Raw genomic sequence first — 24,871 nt, forward strand, 5'->3', positions numbered from 1 at the left:
CACGACATCATGGTCAGCTCGCCCTCGCCGTCCAGAATACTGCCACCGTAAAGATAATCGTCAACGCCGTCGAAGTCAAGGGTGGCTTGTACTTTTGACATATCCATTAGGTCTCTATAATCTAAATCCCCGCCAGATAAAAGATCGCCATCTACATCTGGCAATACAGATGAACTTGGGTTGTTGATCTCGTCGTTGACGTCCAGTGGATCATTGATGTTGCTGCCTTCAAAATTATCATCTAAACCGTCATTATCTGAATCTGAAAATAATACTATAGAATCAGCCATACCGTTTTCTTCGATATCATCTAGACCGTCATTGTCTGAATCTAAATCTAATATATCTGGTATATTATCACCATCTGTATCAACAAGTGTTAATCCGTTACCATATACTAAGTCAATACCACTTTTGCTATCGTTCGTACCACTAGGAAAAACATACCCTAATGAAGTTTGAGCTTCAACATTATCAGGTATGCCGTCATTATCGCTATCTATATCTAGATGATTAAATTTTCCATCACCATCAAAATCTTCACCACTAACAATAACCAATGCATCTGCATTAAAGTCTAAGAATTCACATTGTGTAAATGACATACCAAATTGTCGAGTTCTTGTACTTGTAGATGTTTTTAGGGCTTGCATTCTCATGCTAAACGAATTACCAATAAACTGATAATATGCTCTAAGAACTTTTAAAGTTGAAAATCCAGGTCCTTCTTGTAAACCTGAAGCACTAATTTGTACATCACTCCCAATAACAGTTGTTTCGAGAGAAGTTGGGTTTTCCGTACCATAAGCTACAGGATTATAGTACATAACAGATTCTTTCAAACTACCACCTCCATCACAATCCCAAGTAATTCCATTAATCCTGTAAATTTCTGTAGATGGTGTTGTTGTACCAGCATTAACTATAGTAAATTGAAATGTAATTCCAGGTGTACCAGTACCAGTAAATGTAACTTCAGTTTGTAAATACGTTGGATTATCAACAGTATCGTTATCTATATTTGAAATAGAGGCTCCAGTCATCTCAGTTATTTCCATGAGAACATCATACCCTTGTATTGCATTACCAAATCTGTATACAGAACCTACTAAACCATAACCAGCAGTACTTGCACCTGGGTCATATGCACCATTTTCAAATGCTAATTCTGGTAAGGTACAATTAAATCTATCTTCACCGAGATTTTCTGTTCCATCACTGATACCATCACCATCATCATCATAATCCAAATAATCTGCTAAACCATCTTGGTCAGTATCTAATTGTGAACTGCAGCTCGCATCTCCCCCAGCCACATTAAAATTTATCTGATATCCGGTATCACTAGCCAAGGCACCATTATCATTAATAATATCCACACCGCCAACACTCACAATTATTTGCCCTGAACTCCAACCATCATTTCTAAAGTCAAAAAGTTTGATATAATAGTTATTTCCATTTGTAACACAACCTAAATCATATTTAGAACCATATTGATCTGTAACACCTACTTGACTTCCTGTGTAGCAATGATTATCGTCGCATATTGTTGCAATTAAATCATTAGCTGGGTTATATACTTCAACTTTTTCACTAAACGATTCAGCACCCCATTTAACAATAATTTCCACAGGAGATCTCTGTGCATTAAGCATAAACAAAACACTAAACGAAATCAGTAGAGATAAAACAATTTTTGTTTTCATAATTATTCAAATAAAGAGATTCACGGGTAATTATAAGACACATATAATACGCATGAGTCACATCTAACATGATGAACTAAAATTGTTTCTTTGTCAATGGAGTATAATAGCGAGAGGGAAAAAAGACGTTATTTAAGTTTCTTTAAAACAACGACTTATATATACAATAGTAACAAAATGTAATTTGGCGAGCAAGGAAAGTGCTATTTTTTTTCGATAAAACGTATTATTTATACGACAAAGTGTGTTATTAGAAAGTTGAAATGCATGAAAAAATCGTTGAAAAACCCAGTGTTTTTAAGCTTTTCAGGTTAAATGCTCTACAATATCTTCAATTTTTGATACTTTCTTTATTACTATAGATGATTCCTTTAGTGAAATTTTGCTATACTTTGAAACAAAAATTGTGCTAAAACCTAATTTTTCAGCTTCTAATATACGTTGCTCTACACGCTGAACAGGTCTAATCTCTCCTGATAAACCAACTTCAGCAGCAAAGCAGTAATCACTTGGCAAAGCTTCATCTGCATTGCTTGAAAGTATGGCTGCCGTAACAGCTAAGTCTATTGCTGGATCATCTACAGTTATGCCACCAGTAATATTCAAAAACACATCCTTTGCACCTAATCTGAAACCAGCACGTTTCTCTAATACTGCCAGCAACATATTTAACCGCTTTGCGTTGAAGCCTGTAGCTGACCTTTGTGGTGTACCATAAACCGCAGTGCTGACTAATGCCTGAACTTCAATCATTAATGGTCTTAAACCCTCTAAAGTTGCAGCGACCGCATTTCCCGACAACTCTCCATCCTTTTCAGAAATTAATATTTCGGAAGGATTTGAAACTTCCCGAAGTCCGGAACCTTGCATTTCATATATTCCTAACTCATTTGTTGATCCAAATCTATTTTTCTTGGCCCTTAAAATTCTGAAAACATGATTGCGATCACCTTCAAACTGTAATACAGTGTCTACCATATGCTCTAAAATCTTTGGGCCTGCAATGTGACCATCTTTAGTGATATGACCAATTAATAAAACTGGAGTAGCTGTTTCCTTAGCAAATTTAATAAGCTCCGTTGTACAATCTTTAATTTGTGAAATGCTACCCGCTGAAGACTCAATATAATCACTGTGCAATGTTTGTATAGAATCAATAATTACAATCTCCGGTTGTAAACTTTCAATCTGCTTAAAAATATTTTGTGTTTTTGTTTCTGTTAGGATATAGCAATTATTACTATTTGGATTTATGCGTTCTGCCCGCATTTTTATTTGTTTCTGGCTTTCTTCCCCAGAAACATAAAGTACTTTGTTTTTAATCTGCAAAGCGATTTGAAGCAATAATGTACTCTTACCGATACCTGGTTCTCCTCCTAACAAGGTCAACGATCCTTTTACCATGCCACCTCCTAAAACTCTATTAAACTCATTATCTTGTAAATCTAATCTTGCTTCTTGTGAGGTATCAATTTCATTTATTTTTAATGGCTTTGAAGTTCTAATGCTAATTGAACTTTCTGATTTCCAATTACTTTTTTCAGGTTTTTGTATAACCTCTTCTGCAATAGTATTCCACTCTTTACAAGATGTACATTGTCCTTGCCATTTTGCATATTGACTGCCACAATTTTGACAAAAAAAGGTAGTTTTTACTTTAGCCATTACTATTAATAAATGAAATTCGCTTAAAATTAAAGCTTGGCTAAATTAAGATAAATTTAGCTGATGTCTTTAAACCAATTTATAATTGCGAGAATTTTTAAGGTGGCTAATTTTGATGACAGTTTTGTGTTGAAAAGTCGTTTTACTTTATTATATACAGCTTCAAAAAAATAGTCTGTAGACGGTGTTCTTTTTTTAGTTGTCCTCATCGTCAGCCTCCTCTCCATTTTCATTATCAGTATCTACAACCGTTAACTCATCAATTTTTGAAAAAATAAAATCTCTATTAATGTGACTGACATCATTTAGTGTTAGTGCAGATTCGTAAAGTTTTTTTGCTTTTTTAGTTTTACCCAACTTCTCTGCATATTGTGCTAGATAATATGTTCCTAATAGAGATTCTGGATCTAATTTTTTAGCTAGTTTCCCTATTTTCTCAAGAGACTCTATATCTTCGCGTTTTTCAGCTATTTTAACTACTTTCTCAAATTCTTCCTCAGTAATTAGTTTTTTAATTCCGAATAAATCTTCTATTCGTTTATATCTATCTACAAGGTATTCATCTAAGGTGCCTTCATAAGGTAGAACTTTCTCTTCAAGTTCCTTTTCCCTTAGTGGTTTGTATATTTCAAATATTTTGTCAAAAGATCTTGCAATAGCACTTGTTACTAACGTGTAATGTGTGTCATTCTTAAAATCATCAAAATAATATGTTAAATACTGATTTTTGACCTGTGATATTTGATTGTCTGCATCAATAACAGCATTTCTTATACCTGGCAAATCTTTGTCTGAAGTTGCCATGTAATAGAAAATATCATCTTTGAAAAATTCTAGACGTTCACCCAAATAATCTTTAACTGTACCAGACAAATCAGGACTTAAACACACATATGCGTTGAATAAAGGATCTTCTTTAAATAAATAAGAATTTATGAAATTTCCCATTAGATCATGACCTACTGCAACTTTGAACTTACTTGTTTTATATTTTTTATCCAGATACGGGATTAGCTCTTCTGCTACAAACTCATAAAATCTCAAACCGGATTCTTTTGGTAAACCCGTAACCTCATCGCAATAACCATCATAAAAACGTTCATTTGCCTGTACAACACCTACAACAATTGAACTTGGCATATCATCAAAATAAGTTTGAAATTGAAGTTGACCTACTACTGGTTCAAATAAATAATCTCCATCAAATACTATAATAAGTGGATGTATTAATTCGGAATCTGGATTGTAGTCGTTTGGAAGTTTAATTTTTAACTGTCTTACAGCATTAAGTTTTGAAGATGCAATTTCGTCATAAGTGATTTGAGCAAAGAGTTGACAAAAAAAGGCATTCATTAAAACTATGAGAATAGTCTTCTTCATTAATAAGTAGGTTTAGGTTTGGTCAACCAAACATACTAATTTATCGGTAAATTGTAAATTTTTTTCGATGAAATGCATTAATTTTTTAATGCGTCTTGTGCTTCATACATTTTATCAAGCATTATCTCCTTATCGATGTATTGAGAAGGTTCTAACAACAACCCAGCCTTATAGCGTAATAATGCTCTTTTATAATTCCCTTCTTTCTCATGGAACATACCCATATAATAAGCACTTAGCATTGAATTTGGAAATTCTTTCTTTACTAACTTAGCTAAATTTTCAAGAGATTCTAGGTCATTTTTCTTGTTAGATGCTGAAGCGATAGCTCTTATATCGTTTTCTATTAATTGTTTTTCAAATCCATAGAAATACTCGATATCCTCGTATTTTTTCATCAAATAATTAAAAGGAGACCCTTCAAACGGTATGATTTTTTCCGTGTACTCCTTGCCATTTATAGGTTTATATAAAGCAAATATTTCATTTAAAGCCTTAGGGATGCCTCTACCAACTAAAGAATAGTGATTTGCATCTTCAAAATCATCAAATTTATACTGTAGTTTTTCGTTTTCTATCACTTTTAATTTTGCATCACATTCAATAATTGATTGACGAAGAAATCTAATATCCGCATCTGCTGTTGCCATATAGTAGAAAGTTTCTCGCTCAATTCTTGCCAAACGTTCTTTTATTCTGTCTGCCATTTTTGGGGCTAGATCAGGACTCAATGCAATGAAAGCTCTAAAAATTGGTTTATCCTTAAATAAATAATAATTGATAAAATTGGCTCCAAGATCATGTCCAGCAATTATTCTAAAATTAGAGGCTGTATAATTCTCTTCTATAAATGGAATTAATTCTGATGCTAAAAATTCGTAATAATTAGCGCCCTCAGCAATAGGTAAATAATTATCCTCGTCATAATAGAAGTCATCCTCTCTAAAATCTGCCTGTTTTACCCCTACTACTATACAATCGGGAATATCCTCCCAATAGGCTTGATAATCTATATTACCAGCAACCGGTTCAAAAAGATAATCACCATCGAGTACAATTACCAATGGATAGGTTCTCTTATTTTCTGGATCATAATTTCTTGGTAACTGTATCTTTAATTCTCTGACAGCATCCAACTTTTTTGAATCAATAGTTTTATAAATTGCTTGCGAATTAATTAAGCAGGTTGAAAAAATAATAAAAATGAAAGTAGAAATATGCTTCATTGGTAGATTGACTTAAAAAGTTAAAGCAAGGTAAAAAATAATTCTAAATAGAGGATTTATTTCTATTGAAGATTGGTAGATATAACAAAGAAAATCCACCCAAAATAATTATAATCAATGTTTGTGAAGACCACATAATCCAACCAAAAGCCCTACTCGGATCTTCAGGTAAACTAAAGAGTAAAAATGCAATTACAATGGCTTCTGGGAATGAACCAATTCCACCATTTGTGGCAGCGATACTGAAGCTAGCTAGGATAAATCCAATTAACACTGGTGCAAGTGAGATTCGCTGTAATTCTGGTAATGCGAGGGTAGTAACATAGAACATCGAAAGATACATCACCCATATAAAAACAGTGTGAAAAATAAAAGCCCACTTTTGTTTCATTTTAAAAATACTCAAGGCTCCTTCAACTAAACCTTTTAAAAAGTACTTTACTCTAGTGGCAAATTTTGATCTGCTTCTTATTACTAAAAGAAAAATCGAGGATATTATGACCAAGAAAATTAATCCACCTAAGACCAGTGTTTGAGGTTGAAATTTCTCATTGAAAAAATTAAAAATAAATTCAAACTCTAAAAAAAGAGCAACAGCAATAATTATCAATAACATAATTGTGTCAGCTACGCGCTCTGCAACAATCGTTCCAAAACCCTTTTCAAATGGAACACCTTCATAATTTGTTAATATGGATGCTCGTGCTATTTCTCCTGCCCTTGGTATAGTAAAATTTATTAGATAAGCAGAATATACAGCCATAAAACTGTTAGCAAGTCTTGGCTTATACCCTAAAGGTTCGGCCATAAATAGCCATCTATATGCGCGTGAAGTATGACTAAGAATACCTAAAAAAATACCTAGTGCTATCCAGAAATAATTAGCATTTCTAAAGTATTGAACCAATGTAGAAACAGATATTTGAGACAGTGAGTACACAACTAAAACAATACCCAACAAAAGTGGCAATACAATTTTTAGAATTGGCTTAGTCTTACTCAAAAGATTATTTTAGAAGATTCGTTTCTTCATCCGGAAATACCAAAGATGGTTTAAAAACTTTGGCTTTTTCTATATCCATAAAGGCGTATGTGATAAGAATTAAAACATCACCAACAGCAACTTTTCTTGCTGCCGCACCGTTTAATGTAATTTCACCACTTTTACGAGGTCCGGGTATACAATAGGTTTCTAATCTCTCGCCATTGTTATTATTAACAATTTGGACCTTTTCTCCTTGAATAATATTTGCGGCATCCATTAAATCTTCATCGATAGTTATACTACCAATATAGTTAAGATCTGCACCTGTGCATTTTATACGATGAATTTTAGATTTTACAACTTGAATTTGCATGAGGCAAAAATAATTAAATTAATGCGATATTATCTATTAGTCTTATATCGCCAGCATAAACTGCAATAAACGCTCTATACGTTTTATTCTTTGACTTTCTTTTAACTGGTTTTAAGGTTGAAGTATCAGCAATTGTAAAATATTCTAATTTTAACAAAGGTTGCAATTTAAATTGTTTCTCAACCCATTCCTTTACTTTTTTAGCACTTTTTGTGCCAAACTTAGTTTTGGCAGATTTTAAGGTCTTGTATATAAATGGTGCTACTTCTCTATGTTGTTCTGTTAATCTTGTATTTCTAGAACTCATTGCCAAACCATCCACAGCCCTATGAATTGGACATCCAATTACTTTAACATCAATATCGTGCAATTCCACTAATTTTTTAATAATCTGAAGTTGCTGAAAATCTTTCTCACCAAAATAAGCCCTGTGAGGTTTTACGATCTCGAACAAACGCTTAACTATCGTGCCTACGCCATCAAAATGTCCATCTCTAAAGGCTCCTTCCATTTCAAATTCAAGACCATCAAACAAAAATGACTCAGACTTTACAACTTGATCATAAATATCTTCAGCATTTGGTGCATAAACGACAATTGTTTTTTCGCTTACCTTGCTCAATAGCGTAACATCTTGGTTCAACGTTCTGGGATATTTTACAAGGTCCTCTTCATTATCAAACTGGGTTGGATTGACAAAAATCGAAACAACAACCATGTCATTTTGACTCAATGCCATTTCCACCAACGAAAGGTGACCTTCATGAAGCGCACCCATAGTAGGGACTAATCCAAAAGTCTTACCCTGTTCTTTTAACCCGTCAACATAGATTGACAATTTGTTTTTTTTATGATAAATTTTCAATTGTGTTAGTAAAATTTAACGCGTGCAAACTTAATATTTTACTGGCAATCTGCACAAAATTTTGTAATTTTGCATGTTTTTTACTTTTAATTTTTAAAAGCAACAGATTTATGAAAGATAAGCGAATATTGTATGTCTCCTCGGAAGTAGTTCCATATTTACCAGAAACGGAAATTTCTTCAATGTCTTTTGAAGCACCAAGAATGGTTAATAAGCAGGGAGGTCAAATACGAATATTTATGCCTCGCTTTGGTAATATAAATGAAAGAAGGCATCAATTACATGAGGTAATAAGGCTATCTGGAATAAATCTAGTGATTAACGATTTAGATATGCCCTTGATTATTAAAGTAGCATCGATTCCAAAAGAACGTATTCAAGTTTATTTTATTGATAACGAAGAGTATTTTAAACGCAAGGCAACATTAACGGATGAAGATGGGAATCTTTTTCCTGACAATGACGAACGTGCAATATTCTTTGCAAAAGGTGTAATTGAAACTGTTAAAAAACTTAACTGGGCACCAGATATTATTCATGTTAATGGTTGGTTGGCTTCATTACTACCTCTGTATTTAAGAGAGTTTTATAAAACTGAACCATTATTTACAGAAAGTAAAATAGTTACATCGGTATACAATCAAAACTTTGAAGGCACGTTAAACAAAGACATGATTAAAAAAGTAAATTTTGATGGGTTAAATGCTGATGCTATAAAACCACTAAGCAATCCAGATTATGTGAGTTTAATGAAAGTTGCAATTGATAATTCTGATGCAATAATTAGAGGTTCTGAAGAGCTACCATCTGATTTAGATGATTATTTGAACGGATTAGAAAAACCAGTATTAGAATACCATTCTATTGAAGAATTTGCTGACCCATATACAGAATTTTACACAAACACTATTCTCAATAGTTAATATACTTATGAAAAAGAATAAAGTCGCCCTTCATTTATTTACGTTTAGTTTAATATTTATATCATTTATTGCTTGTGATAAGGATTTTGCAAATATAGATTCAGATGTCCTAAATTCAGACAATGCTACAAATTTTGATATAAAGAAAGATAGTTTTGACATTACTACTTACACAAAACTCCTCGGACCTGTTCAGACAGATGGACTAGGATTAAATACTGTAGGAATTTACGATGACGTATATGGTAGAACAACAGCTAGTTTCGTATCCCAAGTTTCAATTTCATCTTTTCCTCCATCCTTTGGTGAGAATGTGGTATTAGATTCAGTAGTAATGTACATACCATTTTTCTCAAGCGCAACCGAATTCGATGACGAAGGAGAGCTTATTTATTCTTTAGACTCTGTTATTAATGATAAACCGTTTAAGCTTAGTATTTTTGAAAGTAACTTTTTTTTGAGGGATTTTGTTCCTGATGGAGAATTTAATGAAACAGAATCTTATTTCTCTAACAAAACTTTGGCAGATTCTTCACCAATTTCAGAAGGGCTTTTAGAAGGAACACCTATTGAATATCTTAATGAAGATGGCACAGTTAATACTGAAAACATTATAACCATTTCAAATGAGGTCTACACTCTTACAGAACCTGACACAGAAGATGATGAAGATGAAGACCCACAAGTTATTCAAACGTTACTGCCTGGCATTAGACTTATTCTAAAACCAGATTTTTGGCAAGAAAAAATATTAGATCAGGAAGGTGAATCTGTTTTAAGTAGCCAAAATAATTTGGCTGAATATTTTAGAGGTTTATATTTTAAAGCTGAACCTGTTGATGACGATGGTAGTTTCCTGATTTTAAATGTAGGTACTGTAGCTTCTAATATCACATTGCATTATACAAGGGATAACGAAGATGCAACTGAAGAAGATGAGGAGACAACGGAACAAGCAACTTTCCAATTGACCTTTGGACCAAATAGGGTAAACTTCTTACAGAACGACTTCAACTTAGCAATAACAGATGGAGATGAATTTAATGGAGATAGCAGAATATATCTAAAAGGTGGAGAAGGATCAATTGCCAAATTGAAATTTTTTGAAGGAACAGATTTAGACGATGATAATGATACTTTTAATGCATTTGAAGCATGGAAAAACGATTTTGTTGAAACTGATGAAGAAGGAAAATTTGTTAAATCTAAAAGATTAGTAAATGAAGCTAATTTAGTTTTTTACGTAGATCAGGATCAAGTCGATGGGAATGAACCAAATCGCATTTATTTGTATGATATAGAGAATAAGAGACCGTTGGTAGATTATTTTTTAGATGGAATAATAAATTCAATACCTTCATTATCAGTAATTAATCATTTAGGTCCGCTTGAACGTGTAGATGATGAACCTGATGGAGATGGTGTTAAATACAAATTAGAAATTACTGAGCATATTAATAATTTACTTTTAAGAGATTCGACTAATATAGAATTAGGATTATCCGCCTCTTTAAATGTCAATCTAGAAGAAAATTTTGCTCAACGAGAAGTAATCTCAACAGATGAAGATTTAACATCACCTCTAAGTTCAATTCTTACACCGCGTGGTACTATTTTGCATGGTAATAATACTGAAAATGAAACCAAAAAAGTGTATTTAGAAATATATTACACAGAACCAAATAACTAAATCTTTAACCTATGTGTGGAATTGTAGGGTACATTGGCCATAGAGAAGCCTATCCCATAATTATTAAAGGCCTTCAACGATTGGAATATCGTGGCTATGACAGTGCTGGTATAGCACTATATGACGGAACAAACATTAAATTATCAAAAACCAAGGGAAAAGTCTCTGATTTGAAAAACAAATTAGAAGATGAAATCTCCACAAGAGGTAGTCTTGGTATTGGGCATACGCGTTGGGCAACTCATGGAGTTCCAAATGATGTTAATTCCCACCCTCATTATTCCAATTCTGGTGACTTAGTAATTATTCATAATGGTATTATCGAAAATTACGATGCCTTAAAGAAAGAGTTGATCAAGCGTGGCTATACCTTTAAATCAGACACCGATACTGAAGTATTAGTAAATCTTATTGAAGATGTTAAAAAGAATGAAGACATTAAACTTGGGAAGGCAGTTCAAATTGCTTTAAACCAAGTAGTTGGAGCCTATGCGATTGCAGTATTTGACAAAAATAAACCAAATGAAATAGTCGTTGCTAGATTGGGTAGTCCATTGGCCATTGGTATTGGCGAAGATGAGTTTTTTATTGCTAGTGATGCTTCTCCCTTTATTGAATACACAAAAAACGCTATTTACTTAGAAGATGAAGAAATGGCGATAATTCGAAGAAATAAAGGAGTTAAAGTTAGAAAAATCAAAGATGACGCATTGGTTGATCCATACATGCAAGAATTGCAACTAAACCTTGAACAAATTGAAAAAGGCGGATTTGATCACTTCATGCTTAAAGAAATTTATGAGCAACCAGAAGCTATTAGAGATACTTTTAGAGGAAGGCTCAGAACGAACCAAGCAATGATAAAATTAGCAGGTGTTGAAGACAATATGAAAAAGTTTTTGGCCGCCGATCGGATTATCATTGTAGCATGTGGGACTTCATGGCATGCTGGATTAGTTTCAGAATACATATTTGAAGATTTAGCACGAATACCTGTAGAGGTAGAATATGCCTCTGAATTCAGATATCGTAATCCCGTAATCACAGAAAAAGATATTGTTATTGCTATTTCTCAATCTGGTGAAACGGCGGACACTTTGGCGGCTATAAAATTAGCCAAATCCAAAGGAGCTTTTGTTTTTGGGGTATGTAATGTAGTTGGCTCTTCTATTGCGAGAGAAACAAATGCTGGAGCTTATACACATGCAGGTCCAGAAATTGGAGTTGCTTCCACAAAAGCTTTTACTACTCAAATTACTGTACTAAGTTTAATGGCGTTAAGACTAGCAAGAGCAAAAGGAACAATTACAAGTTCAGAATTCAGACATCATTTGATAGAATTAGAATCAATTCCGGCTAAAGTTGAAGAAGCTTTAAAGTCTGATGGATATGTTCAAACAATCGCTGACATCTACAAAGATGCAACTAATTTCCTCTATTTGGGGAGAGGGTTTAATTTCCCTGTCGCTCTTGAAGGGGCCCTAAAGTTGAAGGAGATTTCTTATATACATGCTGAAGGTTATCCTGCTGCAGAAATGAAGCATGGTCCAATTGCATTAATAGATGAGCAGATGCCCGTAGTAGTTATAGCTACTAAAAAAGGACACTATGAAAAGGTAGTAAGTAACATACAAGAAATTAAATCAAGAAAGGGTAAAATTATTGGTATTGTTACCAAAGGAGACAAAAGTGTTAAAGAATTAGCAGATCATGTAATTGAAGTACCTGAGACATTAGAATGCTTTACTCCTTTATTAACCACAATTCCTCTTCAGTTACTATCATACCATATTGCTGTGATGCTAGATAAAAACGTAGATCAACCTAGAAATTTAGCAAAATCAGTTACTGTAGAATAAGCTGAATAGATTACTATTATAACCTAACGGGCCTTAAAATTGAGAATCTTGCAATTTTAAGGCCTTTATTTTTTCAAAACATACTGCGCGCGCATACATTTTTGAGAATTTCTCACTGAGTTTTCATATATTTATTTAAATTGCTCACATATTACTCTAAATAAATAACTAATTCTCTAAAATGAAGACAACTTTAAAGCTTTTAGCAATGCTTTTTTGCGTGGTGTCGTTTGCACAAACCACAATAAAAGGTAAAATTACAGACAATTCCGGATTACCCTTACCTGGAGCAAATGTCATAGTAGTAGGGACATCATCAGGTACGTCATCAGATTTTGATGGTAATTATACTCTGACGGTTGACCAAGAACCTCCATTTTCTATCCGTGTAACTTACACAGGGTTTCAAGATCAAACTATTGAAGTTACATCAAATAACCAGACTATTGATGTCACAATGGTCGAAGGAAATGAACTGGACGAAGTCGTTGTATCTGCTTCACGTACTCCAGAACGTATATTCGAATCTCCCGTAACAGTAGAACGTTTCGGTCTAAAAGAAATTAAAAATACAGCATCTGTTGATTTTTATGATGGTTTAGAAAATCTTAAAGGTGTTGATATCAATACGAACAGTTTAACATTTAAATCTATTAACACAAGAGGTTTTGCAACATTTGCAAATACACGTTTTATGCAATTGGTAGATGGAATGGATAATTCTGCACCTGCACTTAATTTCCCTTTGGGTAATCTACTTGGTATGACAGAAACTGACATTCTAAGTGTAGAGCTACTTCCAGGTGCTGCATCTGCGCTTTATGGAGCAAATGCATTTAATGGTATTCTTTTTATGCGAAGTAAAAACCCATTTGATTTCCAAGGTATAAGTGGTTACATTAAAAAAGGTATTACTTCTCAAGAAGCTGCTGGTGATAATGAATATACCGATTTGGGAATTAGAATGGCTTATAAGTTCAGTGAAAAATTCGCTGCAAAAGTGAATTTTGGATATCTAAAAGGTACGGACTGGGCAGCAGAAAACGAAGCAGATAAATTAAATCGTGGTTTAACTAGAGCAGATATAGATTATGATGGTATTAATGTCTATGGTGATGAAGTTAGCACTGATATCAATGGTGTAGCACAAACACTTGAGAGTTTAGGATTAGCACCGGCTGGATCATCGGGACTAGTTCCTTCAGTGGATGTAAGTAGAACTGGATATAATGAAAGAGATCTTACCAACTATAATGCTGAAAGTATTAAAGCAGATTGGGGATTATATTATCGCCCTTGGGAAGATGATTTCGAAATACAATATGTTGGTAAAATCGGTTCAGGTAATACCATTTACCAAGGTGCTAACCGTTACAACATTAAAAATTTCTTTTTACAACAACATAAATTAGAAATAAGAAACGATAATTTCTTTGTTAGAGGTTACATTACTGAGGATAAAGCTGGTGACTCTTACGATATGGTTTTCACTGGTATTAATATAAATAGTGCGTGGAAGGACAATAATACATGGTTCGGTGAATATGTAGCAGGGTATATTGGTGCTACTTTAGGTGGTGCAACCAATGATGCAGCGCATGATATAGCTCGTGCACAAGCTGATACTGGACGTTTAATTCCTGGCACACCAGAATTTCAACGTACATTCGACAGAATTACAAACGACCCTGACTTAACTACTGGTTCAAGGTTCCAAGATAACTCTAAAATTTATCATGGTGATGCCAACTACAATTTTGGCGATTTAGTTGATTTTGCAGAAATTCAAGTTGGTGCGTCATATAGAACTTACAGCTTAAATTCTTTCGGAACTATTTATACTGATATTGATGGCCCAATCAATTATTCTGAAGTTGGTTTCTATACACAGTTACAAAGATCATTAGAATTATCAGAGAGTGTGGAGCTTAAATTAACAGGTTCTTTACGTTATGATAAATCTGAACTGTTCGATGGGTTCTTCTCGCCAAGATTGTCGGCAGGATTTACAATTAATAAAAATCATAATATTAGAGCATCATATCAAACAGGATTTAGAAACCCAACCACTCAAGATTTATATATTGGTCTAGACGTTGGTCGTGCTATTTTAGTCGGTGGTGCAGAAGACAACCCTGCTAGAGATATAAGAAATTATGATTTAAGTACTACTGGTACTGCTATTACTGGACAGACTAATTTAGATGTTGATGGAACTGGAGCTTATAACAACTCTTTCTTCGCAAACTCTGTTGGCGCATTTGCTGCGACAGGAAACCCTGCAGCCTTAGAAATAGCAAATTCTAATTTAGCTCAACCAGAGCAAGTGACTTCATTTGAATTAGGATATCGAGGTAAATTAGATGGTGTAATTATTGATGCATCGGCTTATTATAATCAATATCAAGATTTCTTAGCTAACGAAACTGTAATATCACCATTTTATGGTGATGTTCAGTTAACACAAACATTACCTAACGGTACTCCTTTAGCGGTAGCTGCAATTGCAAATGGTGATTTCGAAGCTTATCAAACATACACAAATGCTGATGAAGATGTAAATTCATATGGTGCTGCTATACAAGTATCAACTAAAGTGCTTGATGGTTTTGATATAAGTGCAAACTATACATACGCTAAGTTAGATTTTGATACTGAAGCAAATCCAGATTTTAGAACAAACTTTAACACACCCGAGCACAAGGTTAAGTTATCATTTGGTAAAACTGAGTTATTTAAAAACTTTGGTTTTAATACATCTTGGAGATGGAGTGATAATTTCTTCTGGGAAGCCTCTTTTGGTGACGGAGAAGTGCCTGCATATAGTGTTTTAGATGCACAAATCAATTACAGAATACCAAGCTTAAAAACTACATTAAAACTCGGTGCTACTAACCTATTGCAAGATGAGTACTTTACCGCCTTTGGAACTGGTTTCATTGGCTCAATGTATTACGCATCTATAACTATCAATAACCTATAATAAAATTGACAATGAAAAATTTAAAATATATAATACTATCATTTCTGGCTATTGGATTTTTAGCGTGTGAAAATGATACACTAGACGACCTAAGAAATAGAGGCAATACTGATACTGAGCCATTACCAGAACTAACAGCTGGTAGTGCAGATTTTTCTAATTATGTTGCGCTTGGGGCTTCATTCACAGCGGGTTTAAGTGATGGAACTGTTTTTCTTGCCGCACAAGAAAATTCATTTCCCAAAATAATGGCAGATAAATTTGCAAATGCTGGTGGAGGTGTTTTTACACAACCATTAGTAAGTGATAATTTTGGTGGTTTAGCTGCTGGAGGTGCTAGAATCGCAGGTCCACGATTAGTTTTTGGAGGTGCTGGTCCAGTTGGTTTAGAATCTGTTATTGGTCCTGTAACGGTAGGTACAGATATTGTTTTGAACAACCCAGTAGGTCCATTTAATAATCTTGGGATACCAGGTGCAAAAAGTTTTCATTTAGTTGCACCAGGCTATGGAAACATTTCTAATTTCCCCGCTGCTGCAAATCCTTATGCCGTAAGAGTAACAGGTAATGCACCTAATGCAACAATTCTAGAATTAGCATTAGCGCAAAATCCTTCATTCTTTTCAATTTCCGAAATTGGAGGTAACGATGTATTAGGATATGCTACTACTGGTGGCGATGGAACAAACCCTATAACAGACACGGCAACCTTCGATGCTTCTCTTAATGCAATCGTTGGCGGTATGACTGCTAATGGTGCTAAAGGAGTAATTGGAAATCTACCAGACATTACAAGTTTATCACACTTTACAACAGTAACTCACAATCCATTAGAACCATCTAACCCTGCATTCGGACCATTAATCCCGACATTGAACACCTTATTTGGTGCATTGAATGATGTTTATGCATTTTTACAATTCCAAGGAGCAATTGATGATGCTGCTACTCGTACTGTAATGTTTTCTGATTCTGAAGCAAGCGCAATGGTCATTGTAGATGAAAACCTTGATAACATTTCAACCTTAATTACACAAACTTTGTTAGGAAATCCAGCATTCCCAGCATTTATTGCTCAATTTGGTTTACCACCTGCAGCGGCACCACAAGTTGCAGGATTACTTGGTTTAGTATATGGACAAGCGAGACAGGCTACTGCTGATGATTTGTTTGTACTACCTAGTGCTTCTGTAATTGGAACAGTTAATTCTAACTTTTCATTATTCTTGCAATCACAAGGTTTACCTGCAGCTACTGCAAATCAATTTGCGGTTGAGGGTGTTACTTTGCCTTTAGAAGATAAATGGTCATTATTACCAGAAGAACAAGCTGAGATAGCTATAGCTACCGACGCATATAATGCTACAATTTCTTCTGTAGCAAGTTCAAATGGTTTGGCTTTAGTAGATTTAAATTCAATATTAGAAGAGGCGGCTACAACTGGTGTAGAATTTGATGATTTTATTCACAATACAGATTTAGTATTTGGTGGATTAGTGAGCTTAGACGGTATTCACCTTACATCAAGGGGTTATGCTTTTATGGCAAATGCGTTCTTACAAGCTATAGATGACACATATGGATCAAATTTTGAAGCTTCGGGTAATCTTGCAAAAGCAGATGATTTTGTAACAAATTATTCGCCTCTGCTTCAGTAAAATTGATATGACATAAATTCTTAAAAACACGCTAAATCATAGCGTGTTTTTTTTATATAAAATTGAACTGTTTTTTTAAATAAAACTATATCTTTGCAGCGCGAAAAACACAATATTTTTCAGAATTAAATTAAAGCATAACAAAAACAGTTAAGTAATGTCAAAAGTTACAGGTAAAGTTGCACAAATTGTAGGTCCGGTTATCGATGTTGAATTCGCTACTGGTTCAGAACTTCCAAAGATTTATGATTCATTAGAAATAGCAAGACCAGATGGTTCTACTCTAGTCTTAGAGGTACAATCTCACATTGGTGAAGATACAGTAAGAACTATAGCGATGGATTCTTCAGATGGTTTAAGTAGAGGAACAGAAGTTGTTGCAACTGGTGTACCAATCCAAATGCCAATTGGAGAAGATGTATATGGACGTCTGTTCAATGTTATTGGTGATGCTATTGATGGATTAGGTGATTTACCAAAAACTGAAAAAGATGGGCTTCCTATTCATAGACAGGCTCCAAAATTTGAAGATTTATCAACTTCAACTGAGGTTTTATTTACAGGTATTAAAGTAATTGACTTGATTGAGCCATACGCTAAAGGTGGTAAAATTGGTCTATTCGGTGGTGCTGGTGTAGGTAAAACAGTATTAATTCAGGAGTTGATTAACAATATTGCAAAAGGTCATGGTGGTCTTTCTGTATTTGCAGGTGTTGGTGAAAGAACACGTGAAGGTAACGATTTACTTCGTGAGATGTTAGAATCTGGTATTATCAAATACGGTGATGATTTCATGCATTCTATGGAAGAAGGTGGATGGGATCTTAAGAAGGTTGACAAGGCTGCTATGAAAGAATCAAAAGCAACATTCGTTTTCGGTCAGATGAATGAGCCTCCTGGAGCGCGTGCGCGTGTAGCCTTATCTGGTTTAACTATAGCAGAATATTTCCGAGATGGTGCTGGTGACGGACAAGGAAAAGATGTATTATTCTTCGTAGATAATATCTTCCGTTTTACACAAGCTGGTTCTGAGGTATCTGCATTACTAGGTCGTATGCCATCTGCGGTAGGTTACCAACCTACGTTAGCAACTGAGATGGGTGCTATGCAAGAGCGTATTACTTCAACTAAAAAAGGTTCTATTACATCTGTACAAGCGGTATATGTACCTGCGGATGATTTAACGGATCCTGCTCCTGCGACAACTTTTGCTCACTTAGATGCAACAACAGTATTATCTCGTAAGATTGCCGAGTTAGGTATTTATCCTGCGGTGGATCCATTAGATTCTACATCAAGAATTTTAACGGCTGACATTCTTGGAGATGATCATTATGATTGCGCCCAACGTGTAAAAGAGTTATTACAGCGTTATAAAGAATTACAAGATATTATTGCTATCCTTGGTATGGAAGAATTATCTGAAGAAGATAAACTAGCCGTGGGTAGAGCAAGACGAGTTCAGCGTTTCTTATCACAACCATTCCACGTAGCAGAGCAGTTTACAGGTATACCAGGTGTGTTAGTAGATATTAAAGAAACTATCAAAGGTTTTAACATGATTATGGATGGTGAATTAGATCACTTACCAGAAGCAGCATTTAACCTTAAAGGTTCTATTGAAGAAGCTATAGAAGCTGGTGAAAAAATGCTCGCTGAAGCTTAACATAAACTTTCAGAATTATGTATTTAGAAATTGTATCACCTGAAGCAACACTTTTTAGTGGAGAAGTAGATTCTGTTACTGTTCCTGGTGTTAATGGTGAGTTTGAAATGTTAAAAGATCACGCACCTATAGTATCCATTCTTAAAGAAGGGCATGTAAAGGTTGCTGGCAGTAACATTCAATTGGAAGAAGAAGTTGAAGACAAATTCACAAAATCTGATAGAGGTGTTTGGTTAGCGATCAATTCTGGGACAATAGAAATGAAAGATAATAAACTAATTGTTCTAGCTGATTAAGAATAATTAGTAGTTTATATAAATTAAAAAATGCGAAGTGAACACTTCGCATTTTTTATTTAACAGTCTTACCTTTTTTAATACCGAGGTACAGATGCAATATCAGATACCGTATAAGAATAGATTTCTGTGTCAAATACACCAATCACCGAGGCAACTGTATATACAAAAAAAGTTAAGAATAACGTAAATATTAATGCTATAAAAAATTGAAAAGACTTTGGGTACCGGAAATCCTGATTTAATGCTCCCATGAAAATAATTGATTGGTTAGTTGCTACAATATAATAATTTTATTTAACTTTTTCTTAACTTTTGTAAATTTATTTATTTGATTTTCAATTATTTAGAATTTTCTTACAGAACTTAATGGCATCTGTAATTATAAAAACACAGTATAGATCCTAAATGAATTTTAGATTTTTTATAGATCTTCAAAACTAGTATGGATGTATTTTATTTAATTTCTAAAACACTAAGGTTTCGATCAGTACATAGTATTAAGAGATGGTTCTTGCCATTAATAATGATGATTTCAATAGCTTTCGCTTCATTATCGCTAATATTTATTAAGTCACTATAAGTAAAAATACTATCACCATTCTGAGTTAAAATATAACCTTTAGAAGCATCGTATCGCACAGTTTCAACCTCTGCATCATATATATCACCTAGTCCTATAACTTCAGGACTATTATCATTGTTTAAATCAACAAATCCATAATCCAAGGTTGGGCCAAACTGTGCTTCAACAGGTAATGGTATAAATTCAAAATTACCCTCACCGTTGTTTTTTAGGTAATAAGAACTGAAGGTTGAGGCTTCAAGATGCAAGGCAGTCTCTATATTATCTTTACCATATACATCTATAATGTTCGAATTGGCAAATTCCATATAAGTGCCTATTTTTTCATTTAGAAATGGGGTTTGTTGCGATGAACATTCCTTCCCTCTAACAGGAAATAATTCACCATTATATTCTTTACTCAATGCTATATCGTAGCTTTCATTATCGTCGAAATAATTAGCATAAATGTGCAATGGTTTATCTTCTGTTGGGTGGAATTTATTATTCTCACCATAATTACCAACAAAATAATCGTCGTCACCATCATTATCATAATCTATGGCTTTGATGGTTTGAAACCAACCCGATTTTGTGTTTGATGCCATTTTAACCTTATTAAAAACACCTTCTCTATTAGCGAAAAAAGTTATTGGTAACCACTCCCCTACCACAATTAGGTCTTGATCTCCATCATTATCGTAATCTGAAAACACAGCATCATTAACTAATCCAAGATTATTCGATTCTTCTGCATATTTTGATGTCACATCAATAAAATTTCCATTTCTATTCTCTAATAAAAAGGAATTTGGTGCTTCTGGATATTTACCTGAAACCACTCGGCCACCAATAAACAAATCCATATCACCATCCTTATCTATATCAGATACCGCTATTGCTTTTGTTACGGTTAACATTTTAGGAAGCTTTCCTTTTGTAAAGTTTCCTTTTCCGTCGTTCATATACAGTCTATCTTGTAGTAAGCTACTATTTCCGTCCTGGCCATAATTGCCTGAAGCTACGTATAAATCTAAATCATTGTCGTTATCGGCATCTAAAAATATAGCATTATTATCATTATAGGCTTTATCGCTTTCAAATAATTTCTGATTGCTTTTATCAAACATACCTTCTCTATTTTGTATGTACATATGAGCAGGGTAACCCATAGTATTTCCTACAAAAAAATCATCTAATCCATCATTATTAACATCTGCAACTGCAAGAGCATTATCTATTGTAGATTGTTTTTGCGGTAATAACAATTGTAGATCATAATCATTAAAATCAACTGACCTATGCATATAATCAATTCCCAATTCCATAGGTGAAATAGACTTAAACAATTTGATTTTGTTAGTCTTAAATTTTTTAATTTCAATGGCATCTGAATAGTCTAGTGTCAACTTTTGGTTAGAATCTATATTAGTTTGAGTTTGAGATTTATTATCTGGCCATATAACTTTAAGGCTGTCAATATATTGAGACTCACCAAGTCCAAAATTCGCATCATAACTCACCGAGGACTGGTAGCCTCTCGTTACAAAAATCTCTCTGAATTGCTTGGTGTCTTTTGCATAAAGTTCTATTCTAGCCCCAATTCCATTGATATTATTTTCAGGTCCTCTTAAGTCAATATTTAGATAGTTAGAATTAGAATTATTACGATAAATAGACGCTTCATCAGATTGATTGTTCAATACCAAATCCAAATCACCATCATTATCTAAGTCGGTATAAGTGGCACCATTGGAATTCAATTTTGCACTAAAACCATATTCAGAAGATCTATCACTAAAGGTATAATCTCTATTATTTGTAAAGATATAATTAGACAATTTAGCTGAAGGTATTAGCTCTTGGGCTTCTCTAAATCTTTCTTCTTTGTTATTTCTAAGATCTTTTTGCAACATTGTCCTTCTGAAATCCTGATTAGCAATATCCTTTTCAATTCCGTTTGTAATGAACACATCATTATAACCATCGTTATCAAAATCTGCAATTAGAGGTGCCCAACTCCAGTCTGTTTTTGCTATTCCGGAAAGTTGACCAATTTCACTAAAGGTATTATCTCCATTATTCAACTGTAGCATATTAGACATATATTGATGATGATAGCCTTGGTTAACCATGCGGTTAAACCTGTCTATGTCCATTGATGCCATATTTTCTTTTCCACGTTTTCTGTCTGATGCTAACATGTCTAAAACTATAAGATCAGGTAATAAATCATTATTGATATCTGCAAAGTCTGAGCCCATGCTGTTATTAGAAATATGTTTAAAGGCGTCTAAGACTGAATTGGTAAAAGTTCCATCTTGGTTATTGATGTATAGAAAGTCTGGTTCAAAAAAATCATTGGCTACATAGATATCTGGCCATGTATCATTATTAAAGTCTCCAATGGAAGCACTTAATCCCCAAGCTTTTTGTTGAGAAATCCCGGCTGATTTTGTGACATCTTTATAAATACCATTATTATTTTGAAATAAGCGATCAATATCATCTTTAGTTATATTAGGTAAATTCTGTGGCTCTAAGTACAGATCTTTGTTAGCATCAAGACTGTGATTAACAAGATACATATCTAAGTCACCATCTTTATCATAATCTAAAAAATAGGCTTGGGTTGAAAAACTGTAGTCCTTAAGGCCAAATTTTAGGGCCTCTTCTTTAAACGTGTTGTTCTTTTGATTAATAAATAACTTGTTTTGTCTTGCCTTTCTGTTTTGAATAGAACCTGATTTACAGACATAAATATCTAACCAACCGTCATTATTTATGTCTATCATTGTAACTCCAGTAGACCAACCTTCATCATCTGTAACTCCTGCGTCTTCAGTAATATCTTCAAACACAAAATTTCCTTTGTTTAAATACAGCTTATTTGATTCTTGATTAGAAGTAAAATAAATATCCTCAAAGCCATCATTATTTATGTCTCCCACGGCAACTCCTCCGCCATTATAGATGTAACTGTAGTTTAAAAAATTAAAATCAACAGTTTCTTTAACCTTGTTGATAAAATCAACATTTGAGTGACTTGACGGTATTGTAGTAAACAAGGTATTTGTCTCATCATTATAAGGAAGTATGTTCTCCTTACAATTAAGACAGAGGATTAAAAAGAATATGAAGTATCTGTTGTCTCTCATTACAAGTTCATAAATCACGAAGTTAAGTACTTTTTAACTAATTAAGATTGTGATATTTCAGATTAAAACCAACTTTTTGATACTATAATTTACCTAAAATTTTATCCATTACCCAAGCTGTATCAGTTGCAGTTGCACCTGTTGAAGGATGTTGAAAATCTGAATTTAAATGCTTTGCCATATTTTCAACATGATACTGTTGAATATGCTTTGGGTTCTCAATAACTACTTGTTCTAATTCATCTTTAGTTATTATACTAATTGGATCTTCACCAAAAACAGAGAAGGAAATTTCACCCTTACTACCAATAATCCTAACACTATCTTCTCTACTATAAGTTCCAAAACTCCACATACCAGTTCCTAGAACTCCGGACTCATGTTCCCACGATCCTGAAATAACATCTTTTGCACTGTACAAATTTTGTTGATTTGCTGATATCCCATTTGCACTTTTTATAACGCCCAATAAATATATAAATAAGTCTAAGCCGTGACTTGCTAAATCGTCGAAATAACCAGCAGATGCTATTTTAGCATCAGTCCTCCAATTATAAACTTCAGATTTATCCATATCGCTAGGTGTACGACTTAAATACCAACTGACATGCCTTACATCACCAATTACTTGCTCTTCTAAAAGTGACTTTACTTTATTGAATCTAGGTAATGACCTACGGTAATACGCTACAAATAACGGTAGGTTTTGTTTTTCAAATACGGCTTGTATTTCTTGACACTCTAGATGGGTTGGCGCCATTGGTTTTTCAATGCAACATATTTTCCTGGCTTCTGCTACTTTTAAGGCATAATAATGATGTGTGTCAGGTGGTGTAGCTATATAAACGGCATCAACTTCAGTGTCATTAATCAACCTATCGGCATCATTGTAAAAACGTGGTACGCCATGTCGTTCAGCATAGTCTTTAGCTAACTCTAAGCTTCTTCGCATTACGGCGACTAGATCAAAACCTTCAGTCATTTTGTAGGCTGGACCACTCTTTATTTCGGTAACATCACCACAGCCTATAATTCCCCATTTTACTGCTTGCTTCATATTATAGCTGTTTTACGGCTTCTAACTCCACTTTAAGCTCTTGAAACATGGTCATTATACTACTAAGCTTCAATTCCTTTTCATCATACTCTTGGGTATTGATACAGCAGGTAAATTCCCAAAGCTCTAATATACTCTCTTTAAAAACTAAATATGGTTTATAAGCTTTATTATCTGAACTTAGCAATAGTGCATTGTTATCATCAGTATTGTAGACACGTTTATAGACTAAACCATCATCCTTGGTTAAAACAATGTAAGTTCTGCCATTTTTAACATCATTAATGTCTTCAACAAACTTTGCGACTATAAACGCGCCATCTTTAACAGGCAACATAGAATCTCCTTTAATAGGAAATGCTCTGTGCGTTCCTGTGGGTAGAAACGGTAACTTAATTTTTTGAAGTTGTTCTATATATTCCGGATCGTCATAACCAGATAAATAGCCTGCTGAAGCTTTTGCCGGAATAATTTCAATGAGGTCTTCATTATCTTCATTTACGGTTACAGGAAATAACACACGCTTATTCCCTACTTCTATAAATGAGGTATCCTTCGCTTTACGCAAATCTTTACGCACCAAAATATCTATAGGAATATTAAAATAGTTAGATAGATCTATTAAGCGCTCAATAGGTGGTTCGCTTCTTCCCTCTTCATAAGACCCAACCATAGAACGTGACCATCCCAAGTCGTCTGCAAAGTGTTCTTGAGACAATTTCTTTAAAGCTCTGAGGTGCTTAATATTAGATTGTATAGGTTTCATTCAAGGCAATTTTAACATCATTTGCTACAAATATAAGCAATATATAC

At 33.9% G+C, this 24,871-nt stretch carries 16 protein-coding genes and 1 pseudogene; 7 read left to right on the top strand and 10 right to left on the bottom strand.

Annotated features, from left to right (window positions below; genetic code table 11):
- From ACFWV9_RS03180 to panC, 7 genes and pseudogenes are all read right to left on the bottom strand, one after another.
- A pseudogene (locus tag ACFWV9_RS03180) lies at positions 1-1,709 on the bottom strand (hypothetical protein); the annotation flags it as partial.
- 306 nt (positions 1,710-2,015) lie between these two features.
- Complete coding sequence (gene radA / locus ACFWV9_RS03185; RefSeq protein ID WP_411893790.1) at positions 2,016-3,374, bottom strand: DNA repair protein RadA; 1,359 nt, start codon at positions 3,372-3,374, stop codon at positions 2,016-2,018.
- Positions 3,375-3,569: 195 nt separating this feature from the next.
- On the bottom strand, positions 3,570-4,754 hold the full coding sequence (locus ACFWV9_RS03190) for an alpha/beta hydrolase (protein ID WP_411893791.1): 1,185 nt from the start codon (positions 4,752-4,754) through the stop codon (positions 3,570-3,572).
- A gap of 77 nt (positions 4,755-4,831) precedes the next feature.
- Complete coding sequence (locus ACFWV9_RS03195) at positions 4,832-5,980, bottom strand: alpha/beta hydrolase (RefSeq protein WP_411893792.1); 1,149 nt, start codon at positions 5,978-5,980, stop codon at positions 4,832-4,834.
- A 43-nt stretch (positions 5,981-6,023) separates the two neighbouring features.
- Positions 6,024-6,983, bottom strand: a complete 960-nt coding sequence (locus ACFWV9_RS03200; RefSeq protein WP_411893793.1) for a lysylphosphatidylglycerol synthase transmembrane domain-containing protein — start codon at positions 6,981-6,983, stop codon at positions 6,024-6,026.
- A gap of 4 nt (positions 6,984-6,987) precedes the next feature.
- A complete protein-coding gene (gene panD, locus ACFWV9_RS03205) occupies positions 6,988-7,338 on the bottom strand; it encodes an aspartate 1-decarboxylase (protein WP_411893794.1) in 351 nt (116 codons plus the stop codon).
- Positions 7,339-7,351: 13 nt separating this feature from the next.
- Entirely contained in the window at positions 7,352-8,176 is an 825-nt protein-coding gene (gene panC, locus ACFWV9_RS03210) for a pantoate--beta-alanine ligase (protein WP_411893795.1), read from the bottom strand.
- A gap of 137 nt (positions 8,177-8,313) precedes the next feature.
- Here panC and ACFWV9_RS03215 point away from each other — a divergent pair, with 137 nt between their 5' ends.
- The 7 genes from ACFWV9_RS03215 to ACFWV9_RS03245 all read left to right on the top strand — a co-directional run bounded on the left by ACFWV9_RS03215 (position 8,314) and on the right by ACFWV9_RS03245 (position 19,278).
- Positions 8,314-9,126 carry a glycogen/starch synthase gene (locus tag ACFWV9_RS03215; protein ID WP_411893796.1) on the top strand — a complete coding sequence of 271 codons (813 nt, stop codon included), beginning with the start codon at positions 8,314-8,316 and terminating at the stop codon, positions 9,124-9,126.
- 7 nt (positions 9,127-9,133) lie between these two features.
- Positions 9,134-10,816, top strand: a complete 1,683-nt coding sequence (locus tag ACFWV9_RS03220) for a DUF4270 domain-containing protein (protein ID WP_411893797.1) — start codon at positions 9,134-9,136, stop codon at positions 10,814-10,816.
- 11 nt (positions 10,817-10,827) lie between these two features.
- Positions 10,828-12,675: a glutamine--fructose-6-phosphate transaminase (isomerizing) gene (gene glmS / locus ACFWV9_RS03225; protein ID WP_411893798.1), complete on the top strand. Its 1,848-nt coding sequence runs from the start codon at positions 10,828-10,830 to the stop codon at positions 12,673-12,675.
- A gap of 181 nt (positions 12,676-12,856) precedes the next feature.
- Positions 12,857-15,658, top strand: a complete 2,802-nt coding sequence (locus tag ACFWV9_RS03230) for a TonB-dependent receptor (protein ID WP_411893799.1) — start codon at positions 12,857-12,859, stop codon at positions 15,656-15,658.
- Positions 15,659-15,669: 11 nt separating this feature from the next.
- Complete coding sequence (locus ACFWV9_RS03235) at positions 15,670-17,316, top strand: G-D-S-L family lipolytic protein (RefSeq protein WP_411893800.1); 1,647 nt, start codon at positions 15,670-15,672, stop codon at positions 17,314-17,316.
- A 157-nt stretch (positions 17,317-17,473) separates the two neighbouring features.
- On the top strand, positions 17,474-18,982 hold the full coding sequence (gene atpD, locus ACFWV9_RS03240) for a F0F1 ATP synthase subunit beta (RefSeq protein WP_411893801.1): 1,509 nt from the start codon (positions 17,474-17,476) through the stop codon (positions 18,980-18,982).
- Positions 18,983-18,999: 17 nt separating this feature from the next.
- Positions 19,000-19,278, top strand: coding sequence for a F0F1 ATP synthase subunit epsilon (locus ACFWV9_RS03245; RefSeq protein ID WP_411893802.1), 279 nt, complete (start codon positions 19,000-19,002; stop codon positions 19,276-19,278).
- 456 nt (positions 19,279-19,734) lie between these two features.
- Here ACFWV9_RS03245 and ACFWV9_RS03250 read toward each other — a convergent pair whose 3' ends face one another.
- From ACFWV9_RS03250 to ACFWV9_RS03260, 3 genes are all read right to left on the bottom strand, one after another.
- Entirely contained in the window at positions 19,735-23,001 is a 3,267-nt protein-coding gene (locus ACFWV9_RS03250; protein ID WP_411893803.1) for a VCBS repeat-containing protein, read from the bottom strand.
- A gap of 82 nt (positions 23,002-23,083) precedes the next feature.
- Positions 23,084-24,058: a Gfo/Idh/MocA family protein gene (locus tag ACFWV9_RS03255; protein ID WP_411893804.1), complete on the bottom strand. Its 975-nt coding sequence runs from the start codon at positions 24,056-24,058 to the stop codon at positions 23,084-23,086.
- Between the two features lies 1 nt (position 24,059).
- Positions 24,060-24,824 (bottom strand): XRE family transcriptional regulator, encoded by a 765-nt coding sequence (locus tag ACFWV9_RS03260; RefSeq protein ID WP_411893805.1) that lies wholly within the window; start codon positions 24,822-24,824, stop codon positions 24,060-24,062.
- Between the last annotated feature and the right edge of the window lie 47 nt (positions 24,825-24,871).

Source organism: Winogradskyella sp. A2, from assembly GCF_046762865.1.
Lineage (GTDB): Bacteria > Bacteroidota > Bacteroidia > Flavobacteriales > Flavobacteriaceae > Winogradskyella.

Coding starts and splice junctions, on each gene's coding strand:
- ACFWV9_RS03250 (WP_411893803.1), bottom strand. CDS start 23,001: ATGAGAGACAACAGATACTTCATATTCTTTTTAATCCTCTGTCTTAAT.
- radA (WP_411893790.1), bottom strand. CDS start 3,374: ATGGCTAAAGTAAAAACTACCTTTTTTTGTCAAAATTGTGGCAGTCAA.
- ACFWV9_RS03195 (WP_411893792.1), bottom strand. CDS start 5,980: ATGAAGCATATTTCTACTTTCATTTTTATTATTTTTTCAACCTGCTTA.
- ACFWV9_RS03245 (WP_411893802.1), top strand. CDS start 19,000: ATGTATTTAGAAATTGTATCACCTGAAGCAACACTTTTTAGTGGAGAA.
- ACFWV9_RS03260 (WP_411893805.1), bottom strand. CDS start 24,824: ATGAAACCTATACAATCTAATATTAAGCACCTCAGAGCTTTAAAGAAA.
- ACFWV9_RS03215 (WP_411893796.1), top strand. CDS start 8,314: ATGAAAGATAAGCGAATATTGTATGTCTCCTCGGAAGTAGTTCCATAT.
- ACFWV9_RS03190 (WP_411893791.1), bottom strand. CDS start 4,754: ATGAAGAAGACTATTCTCATAGTTTTAATGAATGCCTTTTTTTGTCAA.
- atpD (WP_411893801.1), top strand. CDS start 17,474: ATGTCAAAAGTTACAGGTAAAGTTGCACAAATTGTAGGTCCGGTTATC.
- ACFWV9_RS03220 (WP_411893797.1), top strand. CDS start 9,134: ATGAAAAAGAATAAAGTCGCCCTTCATTTATTTACGTTTAGTTTAATA.
- panD (WP_411893794.1), bottom strand. CDS start 7,338: ATGCAAATTCAAGTTGTAAAATCTAAAATTCATCGTATAAAATGCACA.
- ACFWV9_RS03230 (WP_411893799.1), top strand. CDS start 12,857: ATGAAGACAACTTTAAAGCTTTTAGCAATGCTTTTTTGCGTGGTGTCG.
- ACFWV9_RS03235 (WP_411893800.1), top strand. CDS start 15,670: ATGAAAAATTTAAAATATATAATACTATCATTTCTGGCTATTGGATTT.
- glmS (WP_411893798.1), top strand. CDS start 10,828: ATGTGTGGAATTGTAGGGTACATTGGCCATAGAGAAGCCTATCCCATA.
- ACFWV9_RS03255 (WP_411893804.1), bottom strand. CDS start 24,058: ATGAAGCAAGCAGTAAAATGGGGAATTATAGGCTGTGGTGATGTTACC.